Annotated in this window: 21 protein-coding genes; 10 read left to right on the top strand and 11 right to left on the bottom strand. The window is 52.2% G+C overall.

The features are described from left to right. The first annotated feature begins 4 nt into the window (after window positions 1-4). Together WC359_05635 and WC359_05630 are read left to right on the top strand one after the other, a co-directional pair. On the top strand, window positions 5-652 hold the full coding sequence (locus WC359_05635; GenBank protein ID MFA5399897.1) for a response regulator transcription factor: 648 nt from the start codon (window positions 5-7) through the stop codon (window positions 650-652). A gap of 170 nt (window positions 653-822) precedes the next feature. After that, window positions 823-1218, top strand: coding sequence for a response regulator transcription factor (locus WC359_05630; protein ID MFA5399896.1), 396 nt, complete (start codon window positions 823-825; stop codon window positions 1216-1218). Between the two features lie 91 nt (window positions 1219-1309). Here the strand turns inward: WC359_05630 and WC359_05625 are convergent, their stop codons facing one another. From WC359_05625 to WC359_05585, 9 genes are all read right to left on the bottom strand, one after another. Further along, the gene (locus tag WC359_05625) at window positions 1310-2452 is read right to left on the bottom strand and encodes a hypothetical protein (protein MFA5399895.1); all 1143 of its coding nucleotides are present in this window, start codon (window positions 2450-2452) and stop codon (window positions 1310-1312) included. Window positions 2453-2769: 317 nt separating this feature from the next. Then, on the bottom strand, window positions 2770-3270 hold the full coding sequence (locus tag WC359_05620; GenBank protein MFA5399894.1) for a hypothetical protein: 501 nt from the start codon (window positions 3268-3270) through the stop codon (window positions 2770-2772). Window positions 3271-3438: 168 nt separating this feature from the next. Then, window positions 3439-5112, bottom strand: a complete 1674-nt coding sequence (locus WC359_05615) for an AIPR family protein (protein MFA5399893.1) — start codon at window positions 5110-5112, stop codon at window positions 3439-3441. A gap of 204 nt (window positions 5113-5316) precedes the next feature. Then, window positions 5317-6909: a class I adenylate-forming enzyme family protein gene (locus WC359_05610; protein MFA5399892.1), complete on the bottom strand. Its 1593-nt coding sequence runs from the start codon at window positions 6907-6909 to the stop codon at window positions 5317-5319. 47 nt (window positions 6910-6956) lie between these two features. Continuing rightward, window positions 6957-7784: an enoyl-CoA hydratase/isomerase family protein gene (locus WC359_05605; protein MFA5399891.1), complete on the bottom strand. Its 828-nt coding sequence runs from the start codon at window positions 7782-7784 to the stop codon at window positions 6957-6959. Window positions 7785-7796: 12 nt separating this feature from the next. After that, window positions 7797-9497 carry an adenine deaminase gene (gene ade / locus WC359_05600; protein MFA5399890.1) on the bottom strand — a complete coding sequence of 567 codons (1701 nt, stop codon included), beginning with the start codon at window positions 9495-9497 and terminating at the stop codon, window positions 7797-7799. Between the two features lie 10 nt (window positions 9498-9507). After that, complete coding sequence (hpt, locus tag WC359_05595) at window positions 9508-10026, bottom strand: hypoxanthine phosphoribosyltransferase (protein ID MFA5399889.1); 519 nt, start codon at window positions 10024-10026, stop codon at window positions 9508-9510. Between the two features lie 52 nt (window positions 10027-10078). Beyond that, the gene (locus tag WC359_05590; protein ID MFA5399888.1) at window positions 10079-11248 is read right to left on the bottom strand and encodes a VWA domain-containing protein; all 1170 of its coding nucleotides are present in this window, start codon (window positions 11246-11248) and stop codon (window positions 10079-10081) included. 27 nt (window positions 11249-11275) lie between these two features. Continuing rightward, window positions 11276-12142 carry a MoxR family ATPase gene (locus WC359_05585; GenBank protein MFA5399887.1) on the bottom strand — a complete coding sequence of 289 codons (867 nt, stop codon included), beginning with the start codon at window positions 12140-12142 and terminating at the stop codon, window positions 11276-11278. A gap of 224 nt (window positions 12143-12366) precedes the next feature. Here WC359_05585 and WC359_05580 point away from each other — a divergent pair, with 224 nt between their 5' ends. The 5 genes from WC359_05580 (at window position 12367) to WC359_05560 (ending at window position 17339) form a co-directional block, all read left to right on the top strand. Then, complete coding sequence (locus WC359_05580; protein ID MFA5399886.1) at window positions 12367-13971, top strand: ASKHA domain-containing protein; 1605 nt, start codon at window positions 12367-12369, stop codon at window positions 13969-13971. A 61-nt stretch (window positions 13972-14032) separates the two neighbouring features. Further along, a complete protein-coding gene (locus WC359_05575) occupies window positions 14033-14521 on the top strand; it encodes a pyridoxamine 5'-phosphate oxidase family protein (protein MFA5399885.1) in 489 nt (162 codons plus the stop codon). Window positions 14522-14545: 24 nt separating this feature from the next. Continuing rightward, window positions 14546-15616, top strand: coding sequence for a tRNA 2-thiouridine(34) synthase MnmA (gene mnmA, locus WC359_05570; protein ID MFA5399884.1), 1071 nt, complete (start codon window positions 14546-14548; stop codon window positions 15614-15616). 65 nt (window positions 15617-15681) lie between these two features. Then, window positions 15682-16866, top strand: a complete 1185-nt coding sequence (gene nifS / locus WC359_05565) for a cysteine desulfurase NifS (protein MFA5399883.1) — start codon at window positions 15682-15684, stop codon at window positions 16864-16866. A gap of 41 nt (window positions 16867-16907) precedes the next feature. Then, the gene (locus WC359_05560) at window positions 16908-17339 is read left to right on the top strand and encodes a hypothetical protein (protein MFA5399882.1); all 432 of its coding nucleotides are present in this window, start codon (window positions 16908-16910) and stop codon (window positions 17337-17339) included. Window positions 17340-17481: 142 nt separating this feature from the next. Here the strand turns inward: WC359_05560 and WC359_05555 are convergent, their stop codons facing one another. Further along, window positions 17482-17736, bottom strand: coding sequence for a helix-turn-helix transcriptional regulator (locus tag WC359_05555; GenBank protein MFA5399881.1), 255 nt, complete (start codon window positions 17734-17736; stop codon window positions 17482-17484). Window positions 17737-17871: 135 nt separating this feature from the next. Between WC359_05555 and WC359_05550 the strand changes: the two genes are divergently transcribed. The 3 genes from WC359_05550 (at window position 17872) to WC359_05540 (ending at window position 20724) form a co-directional block, all read left to right on the top strand. Beyond that, window positions 17872-18381: a DUF6125 family protein gene (locus WC359_05550; protein ID MFA5399880.1), complete on the top strand. Its 510-nt coding sequence runs from the start codon at window positions 17872-17874 to the stop codon at window positions 18379-18381. A 61-nt stretch (window positions 18382-18442) separates the two neighbouring features. Then, window positions 18443-19501, top strand: a complete 1059-nt coding sequence (locus tag WC359_05545; GenBank protein ID MFA5399879.1) for a 2-hydroxyacyl-CoA dehydratase family protein — start codon at window positions 18443-18445, stop codon at window positions 19499-19501. A gap of 11 nt (window positions 19502-19512) precedes the next feature. Then, complete coding sequence (locus WC359_05540; GenBank protein MFA5399878.1) at window positions 19513-20724, top strand: 2-hydroxyacyl-CoA dehydratase family protein; 1212 nt, start codon at window positions 19513-19515, stop codon at window positions 20722-20724. A gap of 6 nt (window positions 20725-20730) precedes the next feature. On the opposite strand, the gene WC359_05535 is transcribed toward WC359_05540, so the two are convergent. Next, entirely contained in the window at window positions 20731-22167 is a 1437-nt protein-coding gene (locus WC359_05535; protein MFA5399877.1) for an HD domain-containing phosphohydrolase, read from the bottom strand. Window positions 22168-22275 lie beyond the last annotated feature (108 nt).

Genomic DNA, 22275 nt, shown 5'->3' with positions numbered 1-22275 from the left:
AAGAGTGGAGCAGATAAAGATACTTGTCGTAGATGATCACGAGGTGGTAAGGGATGGTATCGTAGGCAACCTGGTGCGGCAGCCGGATTTCGCCATCGTCGGCCAGGCATCCAACGGTTTGGAGGCGGTGCAGAGAGCGGTGGAGCTGTCTCCTGATATTGTTTTAATGGATCTGCGCATGCCCGAGCTGGACGGCGTTGAGGCCATGATCAGGATCAAGCAGGATCATCCGGAGATCAAGTTCATAGTATTTACCACGTATTCCGATGACGAATACCTTTTCGCCGCCATCAAGGCCGGGGCCAAGGGCTACCTGCTGAAGGATGCACCCCGCGATGAGCTTTTTAAGGCTATACGGGCTGTTTCGCAGGGTGAATCCCTGATACAGCCGGTCTTTACCACCAAGGTGCTGGATAAGCTGGCCTCGGAGCTGTCCCGCAAAAGCACGGGCGTCGACGCCCTGTCCGACAGGGAGATAGAGGTTCTCGACCTCATGGCCAAGGGCGTTTCCAACAAGGATATTGCCGATCAGCTCTCCATTACGCAGAGCACGGTTAAAACCCACGTGACCAGCATATTCCAAAAATTGAACGTAACCACCCGCACCGAGGCTGTAACAACCGCGCTCAAGCGGGGAATAATTCAGCTCTGATCATACTTTAGTATGATTTCACCCAACCTTTCGACTGGTTTTGCAGTCACCTTTGGACGGCCTGCAAAACCAACCCATATCCCGATTATACAGGCCTGTAAATACGTTAGACTACCTATGTATCACTTATGAATAAAAGTGAGTGCGTATTAATTTATTAAGAGTGAGAGATGGAAGAACCGATAAAAGTATTGATTACAGACGACAATGAAGTAGTGCGCGAAGGGCTCAAGAGCATCTTTGACGGGCACAAGGATATCGAGGTGGTAGGCCAGGCTGTGGACGGTCTGGATGCCCTGGAGAAAGCTGAGAAGCTGCGGCCCGATGTAATTCTCATGGACGGCCAGATGCCGCGCATGGACGGGCCGACTGCCATACGGGCCATCAAGAAGATCATGCCCGACGTAAAGATACTTTTCCTCACAGTGTATGGCGATTATGCGGGCGATGCCCTGGCGTCCGGCGCAAGCTGGTATCTGACCAAGGACTGTCGCAGGCAGGACCTGTTAGAGGCCATACGGGCACTGGCGCAGAGCGCCCGGCTGAAAGCCAAATCGGCCGGTTAAATCACATAGCTTAACAAGATATGAATCCCGCCTTTAAAAGGCGGGATTCAGTTTTTCCGGCATGCTCACTTCTGTCTGGACGTCTTTTCCTCTACTGTGACAAATTAAAATGGACAATTTTATTGGGAAGTAGTATTTCCTTAGTAGCCTGAATATTAGCCGCCGCCCAGTTGTTATTTGGATTTACCTTGATTGCTCGGTAATAATAATCTGAAGCAAAATTCTCATTTTGTAAAAATGTATGGCAATATCCAATATCGTTGTATAGAGACGACAAAGTTGCATTTCTATCATCAGGTTCACAGTCGTTTTCAGTTAACTTCGAAGCGCAATGTTCAAGAATCTCAATTGCCTCATACATTTTGTTACGCTCTTCGCCTATAAGATGACCGAAAGCCGAAGCAGTTAAACTCTGTCTGCGGGCCATGGCGTCTTTTATTAAATTGCGCGCTTCCTTAATCTCAGCATGGGTGGATGAGCATGGAAAAGGTGCAAAATAGCTACCGTCAACAACGGCTGAGATATTTTCCGTGACCGTGATGATAGCTTGAGGTTTGCCGCTGCTTGCTTGACCGCTGCCTTCAATTTGAATCATCCAAGCGGCATACAAATATTTGGGATTCTTTTTTATGACTCTTTCAACAGCTGCATCGTCATATTTACCCAACCATGATATACCTGAATGCTCATTTATACTGAGAGTATTGTCATATGTAATATAGATAGCAATATTTGGTTTTGCGCCCTCTTTCACAGATTCACTATGACTTATGAAATCCACCGTGAAGTTGTCTGTCACAATTAGCGGTGGACTTATGGTATGTTCAACCATAGTGGCATTCGTGGAAAATTTGGAATAGGGATAATCATATGAATATAATTCTTTTCCAAAATCACCATCCCAAATTTTAACTGTATATGTTTTTCCCTCAGCATTTGGGAAGTCAGTGCGATAACCCCTGATAAATATTTTGTTAATCTTAAATGGGGTTACCGGGGGAGAATAAGATACGCATAGCCCTCTTGGGTCCCATAAGCAATATGAATCACTGAATATCCCGTTATCGTGCTTTAGTAAGTACCTTTGTTCGTCTAGCGAGTCTGATTGATTGATAATTGAATTTGGTTTGATAGTCGACATATTTTCTGTGGTTTGATTGATACCTGCACATGCCAATGAAAAGGAGTTGATGAGTACAAGTATTAGCAATATTACAAGTAATGATTTAAGCATAGGTCTCATCTCCTTAGGATAAATACGGGCAGATGCAAAAGCAAGCGTATATGATGCTACAAATACGCTGAATCTGAGGTTAATTCTTCTCCGTACTTTTTCTTATTGCGCGTACTGCTCTGTCAAGAATGTCTTCAAAAGCCTGCTCAGTGACACATGAGTCTTTGGCAGAACTACATCGCCGTTTCTTGGGCGTTAATTTAGATATATTTTTTATAACTTCTGAACGAGGTATGGGTATATACTGAGTCCTAATAATCTGCACATCAGGGTCTTTGCCCCCCCGTTGTTTGACTGTAAACCTTGCCACTTTTAGATTAAACATCTTGCTGTTCCTCTCTGTCGAAATCCTTAAAAAATTCTTCTGGCCACATCTCAGTAGTAGTGCCTGTAGCATCATCCCATGTCATGACTTTGGGGGCAATGACCCACAACGGAATAAGCTGTTTGAATTCCTGGTTTATATATATGTTCATAGCATAATCATCTGGTTGCTTAATTACTACATTATTGATTGCATAGGTCTCATACCAACGTACTGGTAAATCACCCTCTGGCAATTGCATCGGCTGTATCGAACGGAACAGGCAATCTATACCATATTTATCTCTGAAATCAAGGGCCAATTTGTATACTTGGCCAAACTCAGCACGATTGGTAATCTGGTATACCAGTAAGAGAGTGAGATCAACTGAAAATGGAAAATCGGCTTTCTCATGTTTCCAAATCTGCTCATAGATACCTTGAATATCGACCGTAAATGGATGCTTTCGTCTGATAATTGCCTTTTTTACCCATGCACCCCACATTACTTGCATACGCCACTCCTTCGGTTTAGTGGCTTTATCATACCACAGTGGCAAGTTCTTTTGTGATGATAAGATAGGTATACATATAGCTTTATTTCATATTGAAACTCTGTCTGTAGCTTGCTATCTCATTCTCGCTTTCAACGATATTACAATCATATATCCAAATAATGCTGTCTAACTATAGGCCAATTTCTTTACCTGTTCTACGAGTGTAGTGCCTTTTGCTACTAGATCAGTTGCCCCTAGTAATTTATAAATCTCGCTCACTCGCTTATAGGATATATGCAGCAACTTGTCATCGGCAGGCATTACCATCTTTGTTAATTCATCGACGGTAGGAGCGTCCGTACCCGTCAATGTACGTGAATATTGCATGGCGAGATACCAACGTAAATCTGTCCTTTCTGTTCGTGTTGTTCTCAAATCGGGCAGTAAAAGAAAAGCATTGACCTTTCTCATCAGCAAAGCACAAACGGCGAACAGTTGAAGGGAATATTGTGTACTAAAGATTTCTGCATATGATTTCTCCAAAACTGAATTTGGTCTCCCCCTTGCATCATTCGGCCTATGAAGGACAACTGACATAATTGTCTGTGCTAAAGCAAGAGGCTGGATAATCCGTGTAATAGGTCTGCCCTCATTCTTATAAAAGTTCTTTCTTCTGTCATAAAACAGATTGTGATTTCTTAGAAGACTTTCTATGTTCCTATGAATCGGCTCGGTCATATGCAAACGGAAAGGCGGCACCTGTGTCTGACTATTTGTGGCTTTTATGATATGATCTGGACTTTCTACACGCTGTGTCGCAATAATACGCACAAGGACATTGCGATGCTCATTGATCCCTTTTTTTGCGTTGAGATAATTGTATATGCAACGAGAGGTTTGGAGTCCATTCACAATTTGAGGCATTTGAACACTCAATACATGTCCACCCTGGCTAGAGGCACCGGAAGCTAAAACTGTAATACCATTATTCAACCACCAGAAATCTTCATCATCAACTCCACTCTCAAGAGTCCCCCGTATAGCTTCATTAACATCATTGTCACCTTGCCAGTCTCTTACATTCCCTTCAAACAACTCATTTTTCATCTCGCCTTCATCGTTAGTAATGAACTTATTGTATGCAACCATAGGCACGAGACATACCCAAGCTTGCTGTCCCGCAGGCGAAATCATTTCAGTATATTCTAATGGATAAGCCTTCTGTGGTTGCTTGTTGATTAGGTCAAGCAACACTGCCGCGCCAATAAACCTAAACGATACAATGGCTTTAGGAAATAGTTGTGTTGCTTTTTCCTGAACTCGTTCACTCTGCCTACGCAATCCAACATTGATTGTCTTAATGTCCCCTTTACTCATGTAGCAATAAGAAATTGTGAGGTCATGAGGATAAGCAAGAAGCTTTTGGTATTGCTCTTTAAATGTCATCATCACAGATACTACGTCAGAATTATAAGTTCCGTGAAGTTGTCCAGGGCCCCTTGAAAAATCGAGAAAATCTTCAGTTAGCAAATTCAATTTTGCAACACGCTTTTCATTAAATGACTGCTCCCGTGTTGCCTGGATGAAGAAAATATCAGCCCTTGTGACTGTCTTTGGATTGATGTCAAAATCATCCGTGACAAGTTGTCGATTGACTAAGAAATATATGCCATCTACACCCCCGTCGTTTTCCCCGCCAACTTGTCCCGCTTCTATTTCCTCATCAGTAAGGTCGAAGTCTTTCAATATCTGTTCAGAGGCAAATATTTCAAAGAACTCATCTTCAGGTGAATCAGGAGCACGTTCTTCATGTGCTAATTTCAACCTTGCATCGAGTGCTAGGATTTCATTTTGTGACATTGGTGCCCTCCCCACGGTGGTATCATGATTAATCATAACACACACACGGTAGGTATTTTGGGGATACGATTCAAAGGGGGAAAAAGGGACGTGTAGTCTAAGAAAAAGTCCCTACTTGATACTAGGGTATAATTACCTAAATTAATTTGTGAATCCGATATGAATCCCGCCTTTAAAAGGCGGGATTCAGTTTTTCCGGCATGCTCACTTCTGTCTGGACGTCTTTTCCTCTTCCACCAGAGCGCGCCGGTCCACCTTGCCGCTGGCCAGCAGGGGAAGCAGCGGGCGGACCTCGAACTGCTTCGGCACCTTATAGTTGGCCAGGTGCTTTTTACACAGCTCGCGTATCTCATCTACGTCGACATTCTTGCCCGGGACCGGCATGATATAGGCCTTGCCCACCTCCTGCCAGGTCTCGTCCGGTATGGGAATGACCGTGACAAAGGCTATGCCGGGATATTGCTCGATGACGGCCTCGATCTCGCGCGGATAGACGTTGTAGCCGCCCGATTTGAACATCTCTTTGGTGCGTCCCACGATCTTGATGTAGCCGCGGTCATCCATGGTAGCCAGGTCGCCCGATTTCAGCCAGCCGTCCTTTGTAATCGTCTCGGCCGTGGCCTCGGGACGTTGCCAGTATCCTTTCATCACCAGATCGCCTTTCATCCATATTTCGCCCACTTCCCCGCGGCCGACCTCCTTGCCTTTGCCGTCCATCAGCTTTATTTTAAACGGTGGATAGCATTTGCCTGCCGTCTCGATCAGGTCCCGCATGGAATCTCCCGGTTTGGTGTAGGTGATGAAGCCGGCGTTCTCTGTCTGTCCGTATCCGGTCATCAGTGTTGCTCCTGTCTTCGAAAGCCTGTTGACCATCGATTCAGGGGCCGCTGAGCCGGCCCAGATGATGGTTTTGAGGCTGGACAGGTCGTAGCTATCGAAATCGGGCAGTGTGAATTGCAGCATGAACATGGCCGGCACCTGTCCCATAAAGGTGATTTTCTCGTCCTGCACCATTTTAAGCGTTGCCGCCGGGTCGAAGCGGTCCATCAATACCATGGTGGCTCCCCAGTGCAGACAGCCCATGACGAGCTCCACCGCGCAGGCGACGTGGTTGATGGGGAAATGGATGAGGGCCTTGCCCTCACCGCGCTTGCTGTTGGGCGCCATGAAACGCGCATTCTGTGCTGCTGCGCTGGATACCATGTTCCTGTGTGTCAACAGCGCCCCCTTGGGTTTTCCCGTTGTTCCCGAGGTATAGATGATTAAAGCAGGATCATCCTCCTTAACCTCGCTGATGCGCTTTTTCAAGGCGGCGTCCAGGCTGCTGCGGTCTTTGCCCAGCTCCCGCTCCCATTCGAAGGTGCCCTCCCAGGGATTATCTATAATGATCAGTCGCTCCAGCTCGGGATTGGCTTCCTTAAGGGCGGTCAGGTCGTCCTTGTAGTCGCGCATCAGGACATCGTAGTTCCTGACCGCGAATCCGATTTTGGGCCTGGCGTCACCGACCATATAAAGGAACTCATCGCGCGTATATCGCGGATTGAGCCCGAACCAGATACCTCCCACCATGGCCGTAGCCATGTAGATATACTCGAACTCATCGCGCGCCGCGGAAAGCGTGAACACCCGGTCCCCCTTTTTGACTCCCAGCTCGATCAGCAGTTTCGCCACGCTGACCGTTCTCTCATAGAACGTCTTGTAGGTAATCCGCCTGTCCTTATAGACGAGCGCCTCCCTGTCCGGTGTTTCCTCCGCCCATTTCTTCACGTACTGCCAGGCCAGCTTCTCTTTATCCATGGTCACAACCTCCCATTTATATTTTCGTATTTATGAACTGCGCTTTGTTACGCGGGCAAATCGAATTTGGGCACTCCGGCCTCGGGTTTGAAAGAAGGCGGCCGTTTCTCTATGGATGCCATGATGCCCTCCTGAAGGTCGGGTGACAGCTGGTTCCTCTCCCACAGCTCGGACTCGAAGAGGTGGAGGTCGGACATGCGGGCTACCGAGGCCGCGTTCACCTGCTTTTTAGTAATGCGGATGGCCAGCGGACCCCTGCGCATGATCTTACCGGCCAGCTCGTAGCCGGCGGGAAGCAGTTTATCGGAAGGCACCACACGATTGACCATGCCTATCCTTAAAGCTTCGTCGGCGTCAACCGGATCGCAGGTCATGATGAATTCCTTGGCTCTGGCCGGTCCAAGCAGGGATACCAGCCTGGGAGTTGCGCCCCAGCTCAAATATACCCCCAGTCCGGTCTCGGGGACGCCCAGGCTGGCGTTGTCGGCCATGATGCGGAAGTCGCAATTCAAGGCAATGCAGAAACCGCCCCCCATAGCGGGACCGTTGATGGCGGCGATGGTGACCTGCTCCAGGTTTTCGATGGTTGACATCAGGTCCATGAAAAAAAGCTGCCATATCCTTTCGTTGGGCATCTCCTTCTGGGATGCATGTTCCTTGAGGGCATCCACCCGCAGGTCGAAGCCGGCGGAGAATGCCCGGCCGGCGCCCGTGAAAATAATCACCCTTGTCTCGATGTCATACCTGAACTCGGCCATCAGGTCCCTCAGATCGAAAAAAAGCCGGGTGTTGAGAGTGTTCAATTTATCGGGACGGTTGAACGTCACCAGCGCGACACCGTCCTTTTTTTCTACCAGCAGTGTTTCATATGCCATTAGCCGCTCCTCTTAAACGTCTGTCAATAATTTGAACTGGACTACATCCACTATGCCTTTGTCGGTCAGGCGCAGCTCGGGTATAACCGGCAGCGCAATGAAGGACAGCAGGGCGAAGGGGGCCGGCGGCAGCTTGCCCAGGCCGGCTGCAACCCGTTCCAGATGCTCGAATTGAGCAGAGACCTTCTCCGCCGGGTCGGTCGAGAGCAGTCCGCAAATGGGCAGAGGAAGCCTGGCGATTGGCTTTCCATCCCGACAGACCACCAGTCCTCCCTGCATCTCCCTGACGGCTTGAACCGCTGCCAGGATATCTTTATCGCCGGCGCCGACCACCACGATGTTGTGCGAATCGTGAGCTATGGTGGATGCGATGGCGCCCTCTTTGAGTCCGAATCCGCGCACAATGCCCAGGCCGATATTGCCGGTGGCGTGGTGCCTCTCCACCACCACGGCTTTAAGCAGGTCCCTGGCCGTGTCGGTCTGGAATACGCCCCGCCCGATTTTTACCATCTGTTTTTTAGTTATTATCTGGCCGGGCACTATCTCAATTACGGGGAAATGATCGTTTTTCGAGACCAGTTCCAGCGCCGATGGTTTAAACGGCTTGAAGTTGACCGATTTCGTCAGTCTGGACGGCGTTTTCATTGTCGTGTTTCCCAGATATCGGCCTCCCCTCGCAACCAGTTTGCCGTCATAAAAGACCATGTCTATATCAAGCTTCTCCAGGTTCTTAATGGTTACCAGGTTGGCCCTGCTGCCCGGTGCGATGCGTCCCAGGTCGTGCAGGCGGAAGTATTCGGCGGGATTGAGCGTGACCAGCTGGATGGCCCGGATAGGATCCAATCCCAGTCCGATGGCCTTCCTTACCACTGCATCGACATCACCGTCCCGCAGCAGGTCCGAGCAGCTGCGGTCGTCCACCACGAACATGCACCTGTGCCAGGTCTTGTCCGTGACCAGCCGGATCAGGTCTTCCAGGTTCTTCTCGGATGTGCCCTCCCTGATCATGAGGAAGAGTCCGCGGGAGAGCTTCTCCCTGCTCTCCTCGAGCTCCGAGTTTTCGTGGTCGGAGTAGATGCCGGCGGAAACATAGGCGTTCAACTGCTTTCCCCTCAGGCCGGGCGCGTGCCCGGCGATCACGTGGCCGCCGGCCGCATTTATCTCATCCATCACCGGAGGGAAAGCGTTGATCACGCCCGGGTAGTTCATCATCTCGCCCAGGCCGATATTGTTCTTCCATTTGAGCAGCCGCCGTATGTCGGAGGCCGTAATCGAAGCGCCCGAAGTCTCCATGTGGGTGGCGGGCACGCAGGACGCAGCCTGGAAGAAGAAGTCCAGCGGCAGGTTGCGCGCGCAGTTCAGGACAAAGCGAATGCCGGCCATGCCCGACGCGTTGGTGATCTCGTGCAGGTCTGTGGAGATGGAGGTCGTTCCATGCGGCACCACGGTGCGGGCGTAATTGGCCGGGTGCAGCATCGAGCTTTCGATGTGTATGTGGCCGTTGATAAAGCCGGGCGCCAGAAAAGCGCCGCTGAGGTCGATGATGTTATTTGCCTCAGTGTAGTCGCCTATACCGGCGATGCGCCCGTCGTAGACGGCGATGCTGTTTTCTTCGATGCTGCTGGTAAAAACGTTGATGATGCCGGCGTTCTTCAGCAGCAGGTCGGCGGGCCTGTCGCCCCGCGCCACCGCAATCAAATCCGGAAGGCTCATATCACCTCGCTTACTCAATATAGCAGATATCCGGCAGGTTGCGGTATCTCTCGTTGTAGTCGATGCCGTAGCCTACGATGAATTTATCGGGGACGGTGAAACCGAGGTAGTCGATCTTGACTTTCACCTTGCGCCGCGCGGGCTTTTCGGTCAGGGCGCAAAGGGCGACCGAGGCCGGTTTTCTGCCCCTGATGTAACGAAGGAAATAGGAGGTTGTCAGGCCGGTATCGATGATGTCCTCCACCACGATGACGTGGCGTCCCTCCACCGGCTCACTCATTTTCCCCAGTACCCTTATCCTGCCCGATGACTCGGTGCCGCCGCCGTAGCTGGACAATCGCACGAAATCGACCTCCAGCGGCATATCCAGCCTGCGCACCAGGTCGGCCATGAAAACGAAAGATCCCTTGAGTATGCCGATCAGGAGGGGATTCTTGTGCCTGTAGTCGTTGGTTATCTCGGAGGCAAGCCTCTGAACGGCGCTGTTTATCTCGGCGCTGGTAATAAGCCTCTTGAGTCTGGTCGGCATATCGGGATTATAGCTGCATGACCGGCCTTTGTCTATCTGGCGTCCGTACCGGTTACAGCTTGGAGACCAGTTTTTTAACGGCGCGGTTGAGGCCTTCCAGCGACAGGTTGTACATGGGGAAAAGCTTGGAGATGATCTGCACCGTAGGGTAGCTGCGCAGCACCGATGTCTCGGGATTGAGCCAGACAACATGACTGAAGTGGGACTTGAACTGCTTGAGCCTGTCGATGCCGGCGTGCTTCTGGTACCCGTGGAAATACAGGTCGCCGAAGCGGTCCATCAGCTCCGAATAGGCCATGCAGGCGTCTCCCACAAAGATAACCTTATAGTCGGGCTCCAGCACCTTGAGCAGGTGCTCGATAGGCTCGCCTTTGCGCTGCTGGATATCGCTGTAGAGCACATCGTAGGGGCAGTTGTGGAAGTAGTAGTATTTGAAAGCGCGGAAATGGCTGAGGGAGTTGGCGGCTGAGAAGAGCTGGCTGCAGAGGTCCGCGTATGGCTCCATGGACCCGCCGGCGTCCATGATGAGCAGCAGCTTGATGCTGTTTTTGCGGGGGCGCTTCCATTTGAATTCGATCTCGCCCGCGTTTTTACAGGTGGCGTCGATGGTCCGGTCAAGGTCGAGCTCATCCTCTGGCCCGGCGCGGTTCAGTTGCCTGAGCTGTTTGAGGGCGACTTTAATCTGGCGGATATCCAGCGTAACGTCGTCCCTGTAGTTGCGAAAATACCTCTGTTCGGCGATACGCACCGCGCTGCGCATGCCTCCCGGACCGCCCACGAGCATGCCCTGGGGATTATTGCCGGAGTGGCCGAAGGGCGACGTGCCCCCGGTGCCGATCCAGTAGTTGCCCCCGTCATGCCGCTCCTTCTGCTCCTTGAGGCGCTTCTCGAACTCCCTGAGCAGTTCCTCCAGGTCCATCTTCTGGATGGCCGCCAGCTCTTCCGGCGTTAGCTGCGGCCTGTTCTTGGGCTCCATCAGCCATTGAATCAACTCCTCGGTGACCTCGAAGGGAGGGGCTATGCCCCCGAAATACTCCTGGAAGGCGATGTCGTACTGGTCGAAATGGGTTTCGCTCTTAACCAGTATGGAGCGGGCCAGGTAGTAGAAGTCGCTCATGTTGCGGATAAGACGCTTGTCCAGAGCCTCCATCAGTATCATCCATTCGTTGATGGAAACGGGCACCTTCTTGTCCTTGAGCGTATAGAAAAATGGTGTAAACATAGCCTTTATATTTTAAGGCGGTTGGACTCAATTTCCGTATACATTGTAGCCACGGGTCTGCGCCTTCTTCTTAACGTGGTGCGTCACGTAAAAATCGATATCGTTTTCCTTCTTGATCAGCGTGCCCAGGAAAGGAATCTCGCCGTCCTTGATCTTGCCGTCCAGCCCGCTGGCCATCAGCGCCTGTATCCAGTCGATTAATTCGCTGGTGGAGGGCTTTTTGCGGAAGTCGTCGATCTTGCGCAGGGTGTAGAAGGTATCCAGCGCCTCCTTGAGCAGGGCGCTTTTGATGTCGGGGAAGTGTACCTTGACTATCTCCTCCATCAGAGGCGGTTCCGGGAACTCGATATAATGGAAGATGCAGCGGCGCAGGAAGGCGTCGGGCAATTCCTTCTCGTTGTTGCTCGTGATGATGACCACGGGTCGGTGTTTGGCGGAGATGGTTTCATCGGTCTCCGGAATGTAGAAGCTCATCTCATCCAGTTCGTTGAGCAGGTCGTTGGGGAACTCCAGGTCGGCCTTGTCCACCTCGTCGATAAGCAGCACCACCTGCTCGGGCGCCGTGAAAGCCTGTCCCAACTTTCCCAGCTTGATATAGTGCTTAATGTTAGAGACATCCTTGCCTCCAAAACGGCTGTCGTTGAGCCGCTGCACGGTATCGTAAACATACAGGCCTTCGGCCGCCTTGGTGGTGGATTTGATATGCCAGCGGATTAAAGGTTTGCCCAGAGATACGGAGATGCTGTGGGACAGGAGCGTCTTGCCCGTACCCGGCTCGCCTCTGACTAAAAGCGGCCTTTTGAGCACGATGGATACGTTTACGGCGTTTTTAAGCGCATCCGAGATGACATAATCCGCCGATCCTTTAAACTTTTCGAACTGGTCAGCTTTCATATTTTTCCTCCGGGGCATCCTGGTTCACAGTTAAACCCTCCGGCCGGTGTGACCGGAGGGCCTGGTGATGCGGCGCTGAATTTATTACGAGAAAATTTTAGGTTAATAGCCGCCTAAAAGCAAGTAACATTGATTAGTCCGTCAATATAACTCGATCGGTTTGGAATCGTTGAAATTGAATATAAATAGTGGTGTGCATGATATAATCACGAGCGGACAGGTAAATGAAAAAGTATAAAATTTTATTCAAACCATCCGGTCGGAAAGTATCCTGCAGCGACTACAGAGATCTTCTCAGCTGCTGCCGCGAGAATCAGATTGAAATAGCCAGCGTCTGCGGCGGGCAGGGAAAGTGCCGTTCCTGCAGGGTGCGTATCGAGAAAGGAACCGTCAGCCCTCCGGCGCCGGTCGAATTGAAGAAGCTCTCGCGCGATGAATTGGAGTGGGGCTGGCGTCTGGCCTGCCAGACCAGGCCCGCCGGCGATCTGATCGTCTTCCTGCCGCCCGGCAAGGGACTGGCTTCAACCCCAGCATTTAAAGAAGAACTGCTGGCCAGGATTGTTCCGGACCGAAGGGTCGGGAGCAGCGGCGGCAACTGTGGCGTGGCTATCGATCTGGGCACTACCAAGATAGCGGGATATTTGATTGACCTTGCCGGCGGCTGTATTCTGAGCAGCTGTGCTGTGGCCAACCCGCAGGCTATTTATGGAGACGACGTCATCAGTCGCATAACGTACGCCATGAGCTCAACCGGCGGCTGCGGAAAGCTGCAGGAAAAGGCGGTAGTAGCGATCGATGAATTGATCAGGAAGCTGTGTGTGAGGACGGATAGTGCGCCCGGGGCGATAGTGAGGGCATCCGTCTGCGGCAACACGGCGATGCATCACCTGCTGCTCGGATTGCCGGTGGGCCAGCTTGCCCGCGCACCCTATCTGCCGTGGACGAAGGCCCCTGTGAATATCAGCGCAAATAAGCTGGGTCTTAAATCGGCGGCGGAAGCAGATGTATACCTGCTTCCCAATATCGGAGGGTATGTTGGCGGAGACCATGTTGCGGTGCTGGCGGCAACGGATGCCGGCAATCTCAAATCAGCCACTCTTATCGTCGATATCGGCACCAATACCGAGATATCTCTGGCGGTCGCCGGAGATATTACCAGCGTATCCTGTGCCTCCGGCCCGGCCTTCGAAGGGGGGCATATTAAGCACGGTATGAAGGCCTCGGCCGGGGCTATCGATAAGATAGTGATAGAAGACGGCAGGGTCAGATACAGGACCATCGGAAGGCACAGGCCGGCAGGGATCTGCGGTTCAGGCATGCTCGATGCCGTGGCCCGGATGTCCGGCGCCGGCATTGTCGATTCAGGGGGAAGGATGCAAAGCGACCATTCTCTTGTTCGAATAAATGCGGGACGGCCGGAGATTATGATCGCCGGCAGGGACAGGTCGGCTAACGGGGAAGATATCGTGATTACACAGGGAGATATAAGGGAGCTGCAGCTGGCCAAGGCCGCCATCCGCACGGGGATCAACGTTTTACTGGGATCGGCGGGCATGATTGCAGAGGATGTCAGGCGTGTAATCGTCGCCGGGACGTTCGGGAACTATATCGATATAAAAAGTGCGATAAGGATAGGCATGCTGCCGGACCTGCCGCTGAGACGGTTCAGCCAGGTCGGCAATGCGGCCGGCGCGGGCGCCTGCGTGGTGCTGGTGTCCGGCGCAGCACGCAAGAGAACGGAAGCGATGGCGAGCAGGGTGAAGTATCTGGAGCTGGCTGACAGGCCTGATTTCATGGAGTTATTTGTCAGAGCATTGAACTTCGGCTGACGGCTCTGACGGCAGTTTTGATCAATATCAGGTAAGGTCACAAATTGCAGGGAGGTCTTATATGGAAATCGGCAATCACTGGGACGAGATCAAGAAGATATTTGAGGAAGCATACAAGAGCTGTTTCCATTATGCCGTAGCCACAGTAAACGCCGATGGTTCGCCGCATGTCACACCCATCGGGGGACTCGCATTAAGGAATGACAGTACCGGCTTCTACTTCGAGGAGTTCCCCTCGCGGCTGCCGGAGAACCTCAAGCATAATCCGCGTGTTTGCGTGATGGCGATCAACGCCGACAAGCTGTTCTGGGGCAAAGCGTTGATGGACGGCAGGTTCCCTTCGCCGCCGGGCGTCAGGCTGATGGGGAAAGCCGGCGAGGTCAGGGTGGGAACGAAAGAGGAGATAGACTTCTGGCAGAAGAAGATCGGATTCACCAGCAAGATGAAAGGCTATAAGATAATGTGGGAAGGCATGCGCTACGTGCGTGATATTCAGTTCGATGCCTATGAGCCTATCAATCTGGGCGCCATGATGGCAGGTCTGGAATAAGGCGGTGATATAATTTCTCTGTAAATGGTCAGCAAAGGCAAACAGAAAGTAATGGTGGGGATGAGCGGAGGAATCGATTCCTCGGTGGCCGCCGCCCTGCTGGTGAATCAGGGGTATCATGTCACCGGTGTAACCATGAAAACCTGGGATGAAAGCAGCCCGGTATGCCGTGGCAGTTGCTTCAGTCCGGGACAGCAGGAAAGCATCGAAAGAGCGGGCCGGACCGCCTCCAAGCTGGCAGTGCCTTTTCATGTGATCGATCTGGCCGATGAGTTTCGGGAACACGTACTGAATTATTTATGCAGGGAATATCAACTGGGTAATACTCCTAATCCCTGTGTGCGCTGCAACCGGTTGATAAAGTTTGATCTGTTGTGGCGGAAGGCGCTGTCCCTTGGCATTGATGCGGACTTCTTCGCCAGCGGACACTATGCGCGCGTGTGCAGGGTCGCAGGCGGGCGTAACCTGTTGAAAAAGGGACGCGACGTAAAAAAAGACCAGTCTTATTTCCTTTACGGTCTGAGCCAGCCACAGTTGGCCCGTACGCTGTTTCCGCTGGGCGAATTTCTCAAGCAGGATGTGCGTAAAATGTGCGTGGAAATGAAGCTGGAAATCGCAGCCGATAATGAGAGCCAGGATTTCGCCGGGGGAGATTATTCCTCGCTATTTGAGGGGAAAGGCGTTCCAGGCCCTATTGTGGACAGGCAGGACAACGTTCTGGGCAGACATAAAGGCATTGTCTTTTACACGCCGGGACAGCGCAGGGGTCTGGGCATTGCTTCTAAAAAACCCTTATATGTAATCGATATCAGGGCTGAAACAAACACGGTAGTTGTAGGTGGTATGGAGGAACTGAATATTGAGGAGCAGATCGTGTCTGAAGTCAACTGGATTGCCCGCGAATCTGTTGCAGGTGCCATGCAGGTGACGGTAAGGATCAGGAGTTCGCATGCGGGGTACGAAGCTGTTATATTCCCCCGTCATGATGGGGAAATCGTCGTTAGATATAAAAAACCTCAGATAGGCGCTGCGCGCGGGCAGGCTATTGTTTTTTATGATGGTGATGTGGTTGTGGGAGGTGGTATCGCCCAGTGAAGGACGGGAAAATCGTACTAGCATTTGCGCTAAAATAGAGGGATAAATCCGGAATCGAGGATTATATGAAACACATTTACATGGACTATGCGGCCACCACGCCCATGCTACCGGAGGTTGCCGAAGCGATGCAGCCTTATTTCAGCCAGAGATTCGGCAATCCATCTAGCATACACTCGATGGGACAGGAGTCCAGGGATTGCATGGATCAGGCGCGTTCGAAGGTTGCTGAACTAATCGCGTGCAGGCCGGAGGAAGTGGTCTTTACCGGTGGTGGGACGGAGGCGGATAACCATGCCATAAAAGGGGTTTGCCTGGCCAACAGGGAAAGGGGTAACCATATCGTTACCACGTCCATTGAGCACCATGCCGTGCTCAACACATGTAACTACATGAAAAACCTGGGCTTCGACGTCACGGTGGTGCCCGTTGATCAATACGGCATGGTAGACCCCGACCGCATAAAGAAAAGCATAACGGCAAAGACTCTGCTGGTTTCGGTCATGCATGCCAACAACGAGGTGGGCGCCATCCAGCCGATCGAAGAGATCGCCAGTATCACGCGACAGGCCGGCGTGTATTTTCACGTCGACGCGGTCCAGACCGCGGGGCACCTGCCAATAGACGTTAATAAGCTGGGTATCGACCTGTTGTCGGCGTCGGCACATAAGCTCTATGGGCCCAAGGGCGTGGGTATGCTATATGTGCGTGAAGGCACCCGTATAGCACCGCTGCTGCACGGCGGAGAGCAAGAAAACGAGAGGCGCGCCGGCACAGAGAATGTACCCGGCATCGCCGGATTCGGCAAGGCAGCCGAGATCGCCCTCGCGGGAATGGGGGAAGAGGCGGGCAGGCTCACGAAGTACCGTGACCGGCTGATCGATTCCGTCATGGGAAGGGTGGCCGACGTTTACCTCAACGGCCACAGGAAATCCCGCCTGCCCAATAACGCCAATTTCAGTTTCGACTTTATCGAAGGTGAATCGATCCTGATGTACCTGGATGCCGAGGGTATTTGCGCTTCCACCGGCTCGGCCTGCAGCTCATCCAGCTCTGAACCGTCACATGTTCTGATGGCGCTGGGCATACCGGTCGAGAGGGCGCGCGGTTCGGTCAGATTTACACTGGGAAAATGGACATCCGTGGAGGATATAGATAAAGTAATGGAGGCGCTGCCGCGTATCATTGAGAAATTGCGAGCTATGTCGCCGCTGGTGAAGGAGAAGTGCGGCTGGATTAATTACCTGTAAATGTAACAGGCAAAAAACAGTAAGAGCGGGGAGGTTGAAAGATGACGGTTGAGAAGATGGTTAAAAACAGGCGGATCAGGGAAGCTGACGCCGATGCCCTGGTGATAAAAACGCTGATGGCCTCGGCCGCCGACGGCCTGGGGCGTGCCGCGCAGGACATCGAGAAACAGCCCATCAGGTGCTTTGCGCTGACCTACGATGCTGTCTATGATGCCTGCTGCGCCTTTATGCGGTCGCAGGGCTACCGCACCGTGGCTGCCAGTGACCACGCGACGGTGCTGGCTTTCTGCCGGATGCTGCTGCCCGAAGACGACGTACGTATCCTCAGGATATTCGAGGCGGCCGAGAAAAGAAGGCACAGGGAGATGTTCAGCGGCAGATACTCTATAGGAGCGGCGGAGGCGGCCGAGATGGTGGCCGCCGCGCGGCGGCTGATCCAGCAAATGCGGGATCTTACAGCTTTGCGGCAATGATATAGCGCTGTATCTCGCCGGCCCCTTCCGGTATCGTCACGACATTGGCGTCGAGTCAGTACTTCTTCAGCAGCGGTTCACAGCTGTAATCGGTAGTGCCCACCATTATGCTGCCGGGTATTACCGGTGCCCTATAGCACGGTTAAAGCCTTGGTAAACGTAAACCGGCGCTTTCATCGGTCTTGTTTTCTGCAATCGATTCCGTGAAAAAATCAATTGGTTTGTTAAGTATTTGCGCGATCTCAATGAGAAGATTGAGATTAAGTTTCCTCTTGCCCAATTCGTAGTTGGAGAGCGCTGACTGTGTGCATTTCAGCCTGGCGGCAAGCTCCAGTTGCGATAGCCCGCTTTCTTCCCTCGCCTGCTTTATTTTCTCTCCTAATTCACGGAATCTCACGCCGGAATTTTATCACAGTTTGTGAATGGACTCCAATGCAGTGAAATTAAAATATGACAATTTGTCTTGACAGAAATATAACGAAATGTTATATTCAAAATTGACAGATAGTCATCATGAAAGGGGGTGAAAACAATGAAGGTAGCAGAGATGGAGCCGAAGCTGCTCAAGGAGCTGTTGAATAAAGGGTGGATGACGCATGACGCTATGTGGTTTTACAATAGTTATCAGGAGGTGGGGATCGAGCCGACCAACAAGATCAACAGGGCTGCGGTGAAGGCTATGGCAGCGATCGAAATTAAGCGTATGGCAAAAGCGCTGGGCGTGACGGAGGTCAGGAACTTCGATCAGCTGTATGAACTCTTCGAGTCCGCCATGTACATCGTGTCGGGTGATTTCATGAAGTATAAATTCTGGTCCCCCGCGCCCAATGTTATACACGGTGAGTGGGAATCCTGTTTCGCCTATAACGGGATCAAGTCCCTGGGCGTGATCGACCAGTATGAGTGCGGCATTATGGACCGTATAGAGGCCTGGTTGGATACGCTGGGATTGAAATGGAAGGTCGAACCCAGGGTCACGCGCTGCATGATGCACACGCAGGGCAGGTGCTATCGCGACTACACGTTTTATTTCGATCGATAGGCAAGTAAGGCGATGATCTGGAGGGCTGGCTTTAAATGAAGTACGTGCGAGAGGAAAAAATATGACGGAATCGAAAGGCAGTATGGGTTATTTTTGCTCTCTGGTGCCCACAGAGATCATGGCGGCGGCGGGCTTCAAGCCTGTATGGGTGAAAGGCAGGGCGGAGATGACGGCCGCCGCCGATGCCCGGATGTACCCCAATATGTGCCCCTACATTAAAAGCCTGTTCACGGATGCTGTGGAGGATGCGGGAAATGCGTTCGACGGGCTGGTCTTTGCCCGCTCCTGCGACGGTGTGCGCCGCCTTTACGACGTATGGAGGGCTTACGTACCGTCAAAATTCACTTACATGCTGGAGGTCCCCAAGAATGCCGACGATCTGGCCGTCACGTATTATGCTTCGCAATTGCGAGATTTCGCCGCCCATATCGGAAAGGCATCCGGCTGCGAGGTCACGCGACCTGCCCTCAAGCAGGCGATAAAGGAGGCTAATAAAGCCAGGGGTCGAATGCGCGAGCTCTACAGCCGTCAAAAGGCATCGCCGTTGCCGGTTGCCGGAAGCGAGCTTTTCAGACTGGGCCTTGAGATGCTGCATGGTGATGGCGATGGGGCAACTGAGGGCATCCCGGCAGTGGAGAAAAAGTCTGCCGCAGCGGGCGTATCGGCAGAGGACCGAAGTAAAATTCGTGTCATGGTCTGTGGAAATGTGATGTCCAGGCCCGATGTTTTCCAGATGATAGAGGGCAGCGGGGCCGATGTGCCGGTTGCCGACATCTGCACCGGATTAAGGTTTTTCGAGCGTGTCGTTGATGAAAAGGGCGGCGATCCCTTCCTGTCGCTGGCGCAGGCTTACCTCGGCCTGCCTCGCTGTTCAAGGACGGCAGCGCCCGTCGAGACCTATGCCCGCATCAGCGACAACGTCAAGCGTTATGCCGTAAACGGAGTGATACTGACAGCGCTCAAATTCTGCGACCAGCAGCTATACGATGTACCTTACCTTCTTAAAAGGCTGAACGAGGACGGTATACCCGTCCTTTTTGTGGAGAACGACTATGTTTTCAAAGACAGGGACAGGATCAAGACAAGGGTGGAAGCCTTCGTAGAAATGCTGGAAAGTTGAGGGATAGCGAAATGTTGAAAAAATATTATACGGAAATGAAGAGTGGTCTGGAAACTGCGTATAGGCAGAAACCGCGCGCCACGATAAAAATGACCATCCAGCTGGCGTCTTCTTTTGTAGAGGCTTACCGCGCCGACAAAAACGTCATCTGGACCTCGTTTTATTCTTTTCCCATGGAACTGCTGGCGGCCTTCGATGTAACGCCCTTCGATTTTGAGATAGCCGCCAACCTCCTGCCTACATTTGATGCAGATGTCGCGGTTGAGATCATGAACAAGGCTGAGGAGGCCGGCTACTCCACCGATATCTGCTCGTACCACAGGCTGGCTGCGGGGTGCAATATGCTGGGGTACATGCCAAGGGCCGACCTGTTGCTCTCATCGTCCTATTTCTGCGACGGCAAAGCCAAGACCAATAAAACGCTTGCAGAGAGTTACGGTAAGGAAGCCATATCGCTGGATATTCCAAACAAGATAAGCCGTGAGTCGGTCGATTACGTGGCTGCCCAGCTGCGCTATATTGTTCGCAAGATAGAGGAGGTTACTGGTCAGAAGTTCGACCTTGAGCGCCTGAGAGAATGTATTCGCGTATCCAACCGCGCGCGGCGGGCTTACGGGCAACTGGCCGATCTTCAGAAGGTCTCGCCCTACCCTTACATCGGTGTGCCCGTTGTGAACACGTCCATCTACGGCAATTTGCTGGCAGGAAAGGAGATACAGAAGCAGATCTACCTCGAAATGGTGGAGGAGAGCCGTAAAAAGATCATGGAAGGTAAACTCACACCTGAGAAATACCGCGTATTATGGCTGGCCTGGTTCCCTGTCCAACCTACCAATATCAACCGGATATTCAGAAAAAACGGCGTCACGATTGTCATGGGCGAATTGGCCCGCAATTACGGGGGACAAATGGACGAGTCCCTGCCTTTCGAGAGCCTTGCCCTGTGGAGCCTGAGGAATCCATATGTGGGGACCATCGAGCAGAGGCTGAAGGGGATAAACGAGATTATCGACGAATATAATCTGGATGGTGTGGTGCACTTCTCTACGGATGCCTGCCGCCACTCCTGCGCCGCCCAGAAGCTGATCGGAGACGTGATGAAGGAGCGGGACATACCTTATCTCGTGCTGGACGGGGATATGAGCGACAAACGCAAATACTCGCCGGAAAGGACCGAGATGCTGCTGGAGAATTTCATAGCTATTATGGCGGGGCGGAAGTAAGGCCCATCACGGACCTGCTACCGGCTGAGTGTTGAAGCTGAAAGTCTTATCCCTGAAAAGGCCGAGGCAGACATCCACCACCGCCGGATCGTAAAGGTCGCCCTTTTTCCGCTCGATTTCGTTGAGAGCCTTCTCCACGCCCAGGGAAGGACGATAAGGCCGGTGCGAGGCCATGGCCTCCACCACGTCGGCCACTGCCAGTATCTTTGCTTCGGTGAGTATCTGGCCGTCTTTCAGCCCGTTGGGGTATCCGGAGCCGTCCAGTCTCTCGTGGTGCTGGAGCACCGTCATGGCAACCGGTCCCGAGAATTCGATGCCGGCCAGGATATCAAATCCACCCTGCGCGTGCGTTTTGATGATCTCCCACTCCAGTTCCGAGAGTCTGCCGGGTTTGCTCAATATGTCGGCCGGTATATACATCTTGCCTATATCGTGCACCGTGGATGCCATGATGAGGTGTTCCACCGCCGCATCGTCCATGCCCATCTCAAGTGCTATTGCGCCGGCCAGGTCCGCCACCTTTATTTGGTGGCCGGCGGTATACGGATCGCGCAGGTCCACTATGCGGGCCATGGCCTTGATGGAGTCATGCAGCGTCTTGCGCAAAGCCCTGTAGCTGGCTGCAAGCTCATTTTCGGCCTTATGGCGCCTGGTTATGTCGCGGCCGTAGCCCAGTACCGCGAAAGAGTTGCCTGATTCGTCGTACAAGGGGATTTTTGTCGTGTCGTAAACGTGTAGGGAGCCGTCACCCCATGTAACGAAATTATCGAGATTGTGAAGCACCTTGCCGCTGAGCGCTTCATCATCATCGACATGGAAACCTGTAATTCCCCTGGTAGGATTGCCGCAGCATAGCTCCTCGGAAAAGAAATCGGTATCGGGCCTCCCGATCATATCCTGGGGTTGTACGTTCTGCGATTCAGCGAAAGTCTTGTTGACCAGCAGGAACCTGTGCTGAGGGTCCTTGGCATATATCCAGTCCGGCGTCGAGTCTATCACGTTCTGTAATAGCATTTTGGATTTTAGTATGGCGTCCTCCGACTGCTTGCGGCCGACGGCGTAGCGCATGGCTCTTAAAAGAATATGTCCGTCGATCTGACCTTTGACCAGGTAATCCTGGGCGCCCATTTTAAGAGCCTCCAGCGTAATCTTCTCGTCTTTGGGGTCGGTCATCACGACAATAGGAGTATGTGTGTGTTCGTTTTTCAGCGCCAACAACGCATCTGTGCCCTGACAGTCGGGGAGATTTAGGTCGAGCAGCACGACATTGATATTGTTATGTCTGAGCAGTTCCAGGCCCTCGGCCAGGTTAACGGCGTATTTATCCTGACAGTCAATGCCGGGGGCCTCTTTTAAAAGCTTTCTGATTAAACGTGCATCAGCCGGATTATCTTCAACAATGAGGATGGTGATGGGTTTTTCTTTCTCGTCGGGTGTAGTCATTTATTCTCCTCTGGCTGACGACAGGATCAGCACTATATCGGTAATGATTGCTGACTGTGTGCCGGGACCGGTCTATCACTGTGCAGGCGTTTATCATAGATGTTTGCG

It is taken from the genome of Dehalococcoidia bacterium, from assembly GCA_041653995.1.
Lineage (GTDB): Bacteria > Chloroflexota > Dehalococcoidia > GIF9 > UBA5629 > CAIMUM01.
The sequence above is the reverse complement of the archived record's forward strand: the minus strand, read 5'-3'. Positions and strand labels throughout refer to the sequence as shown.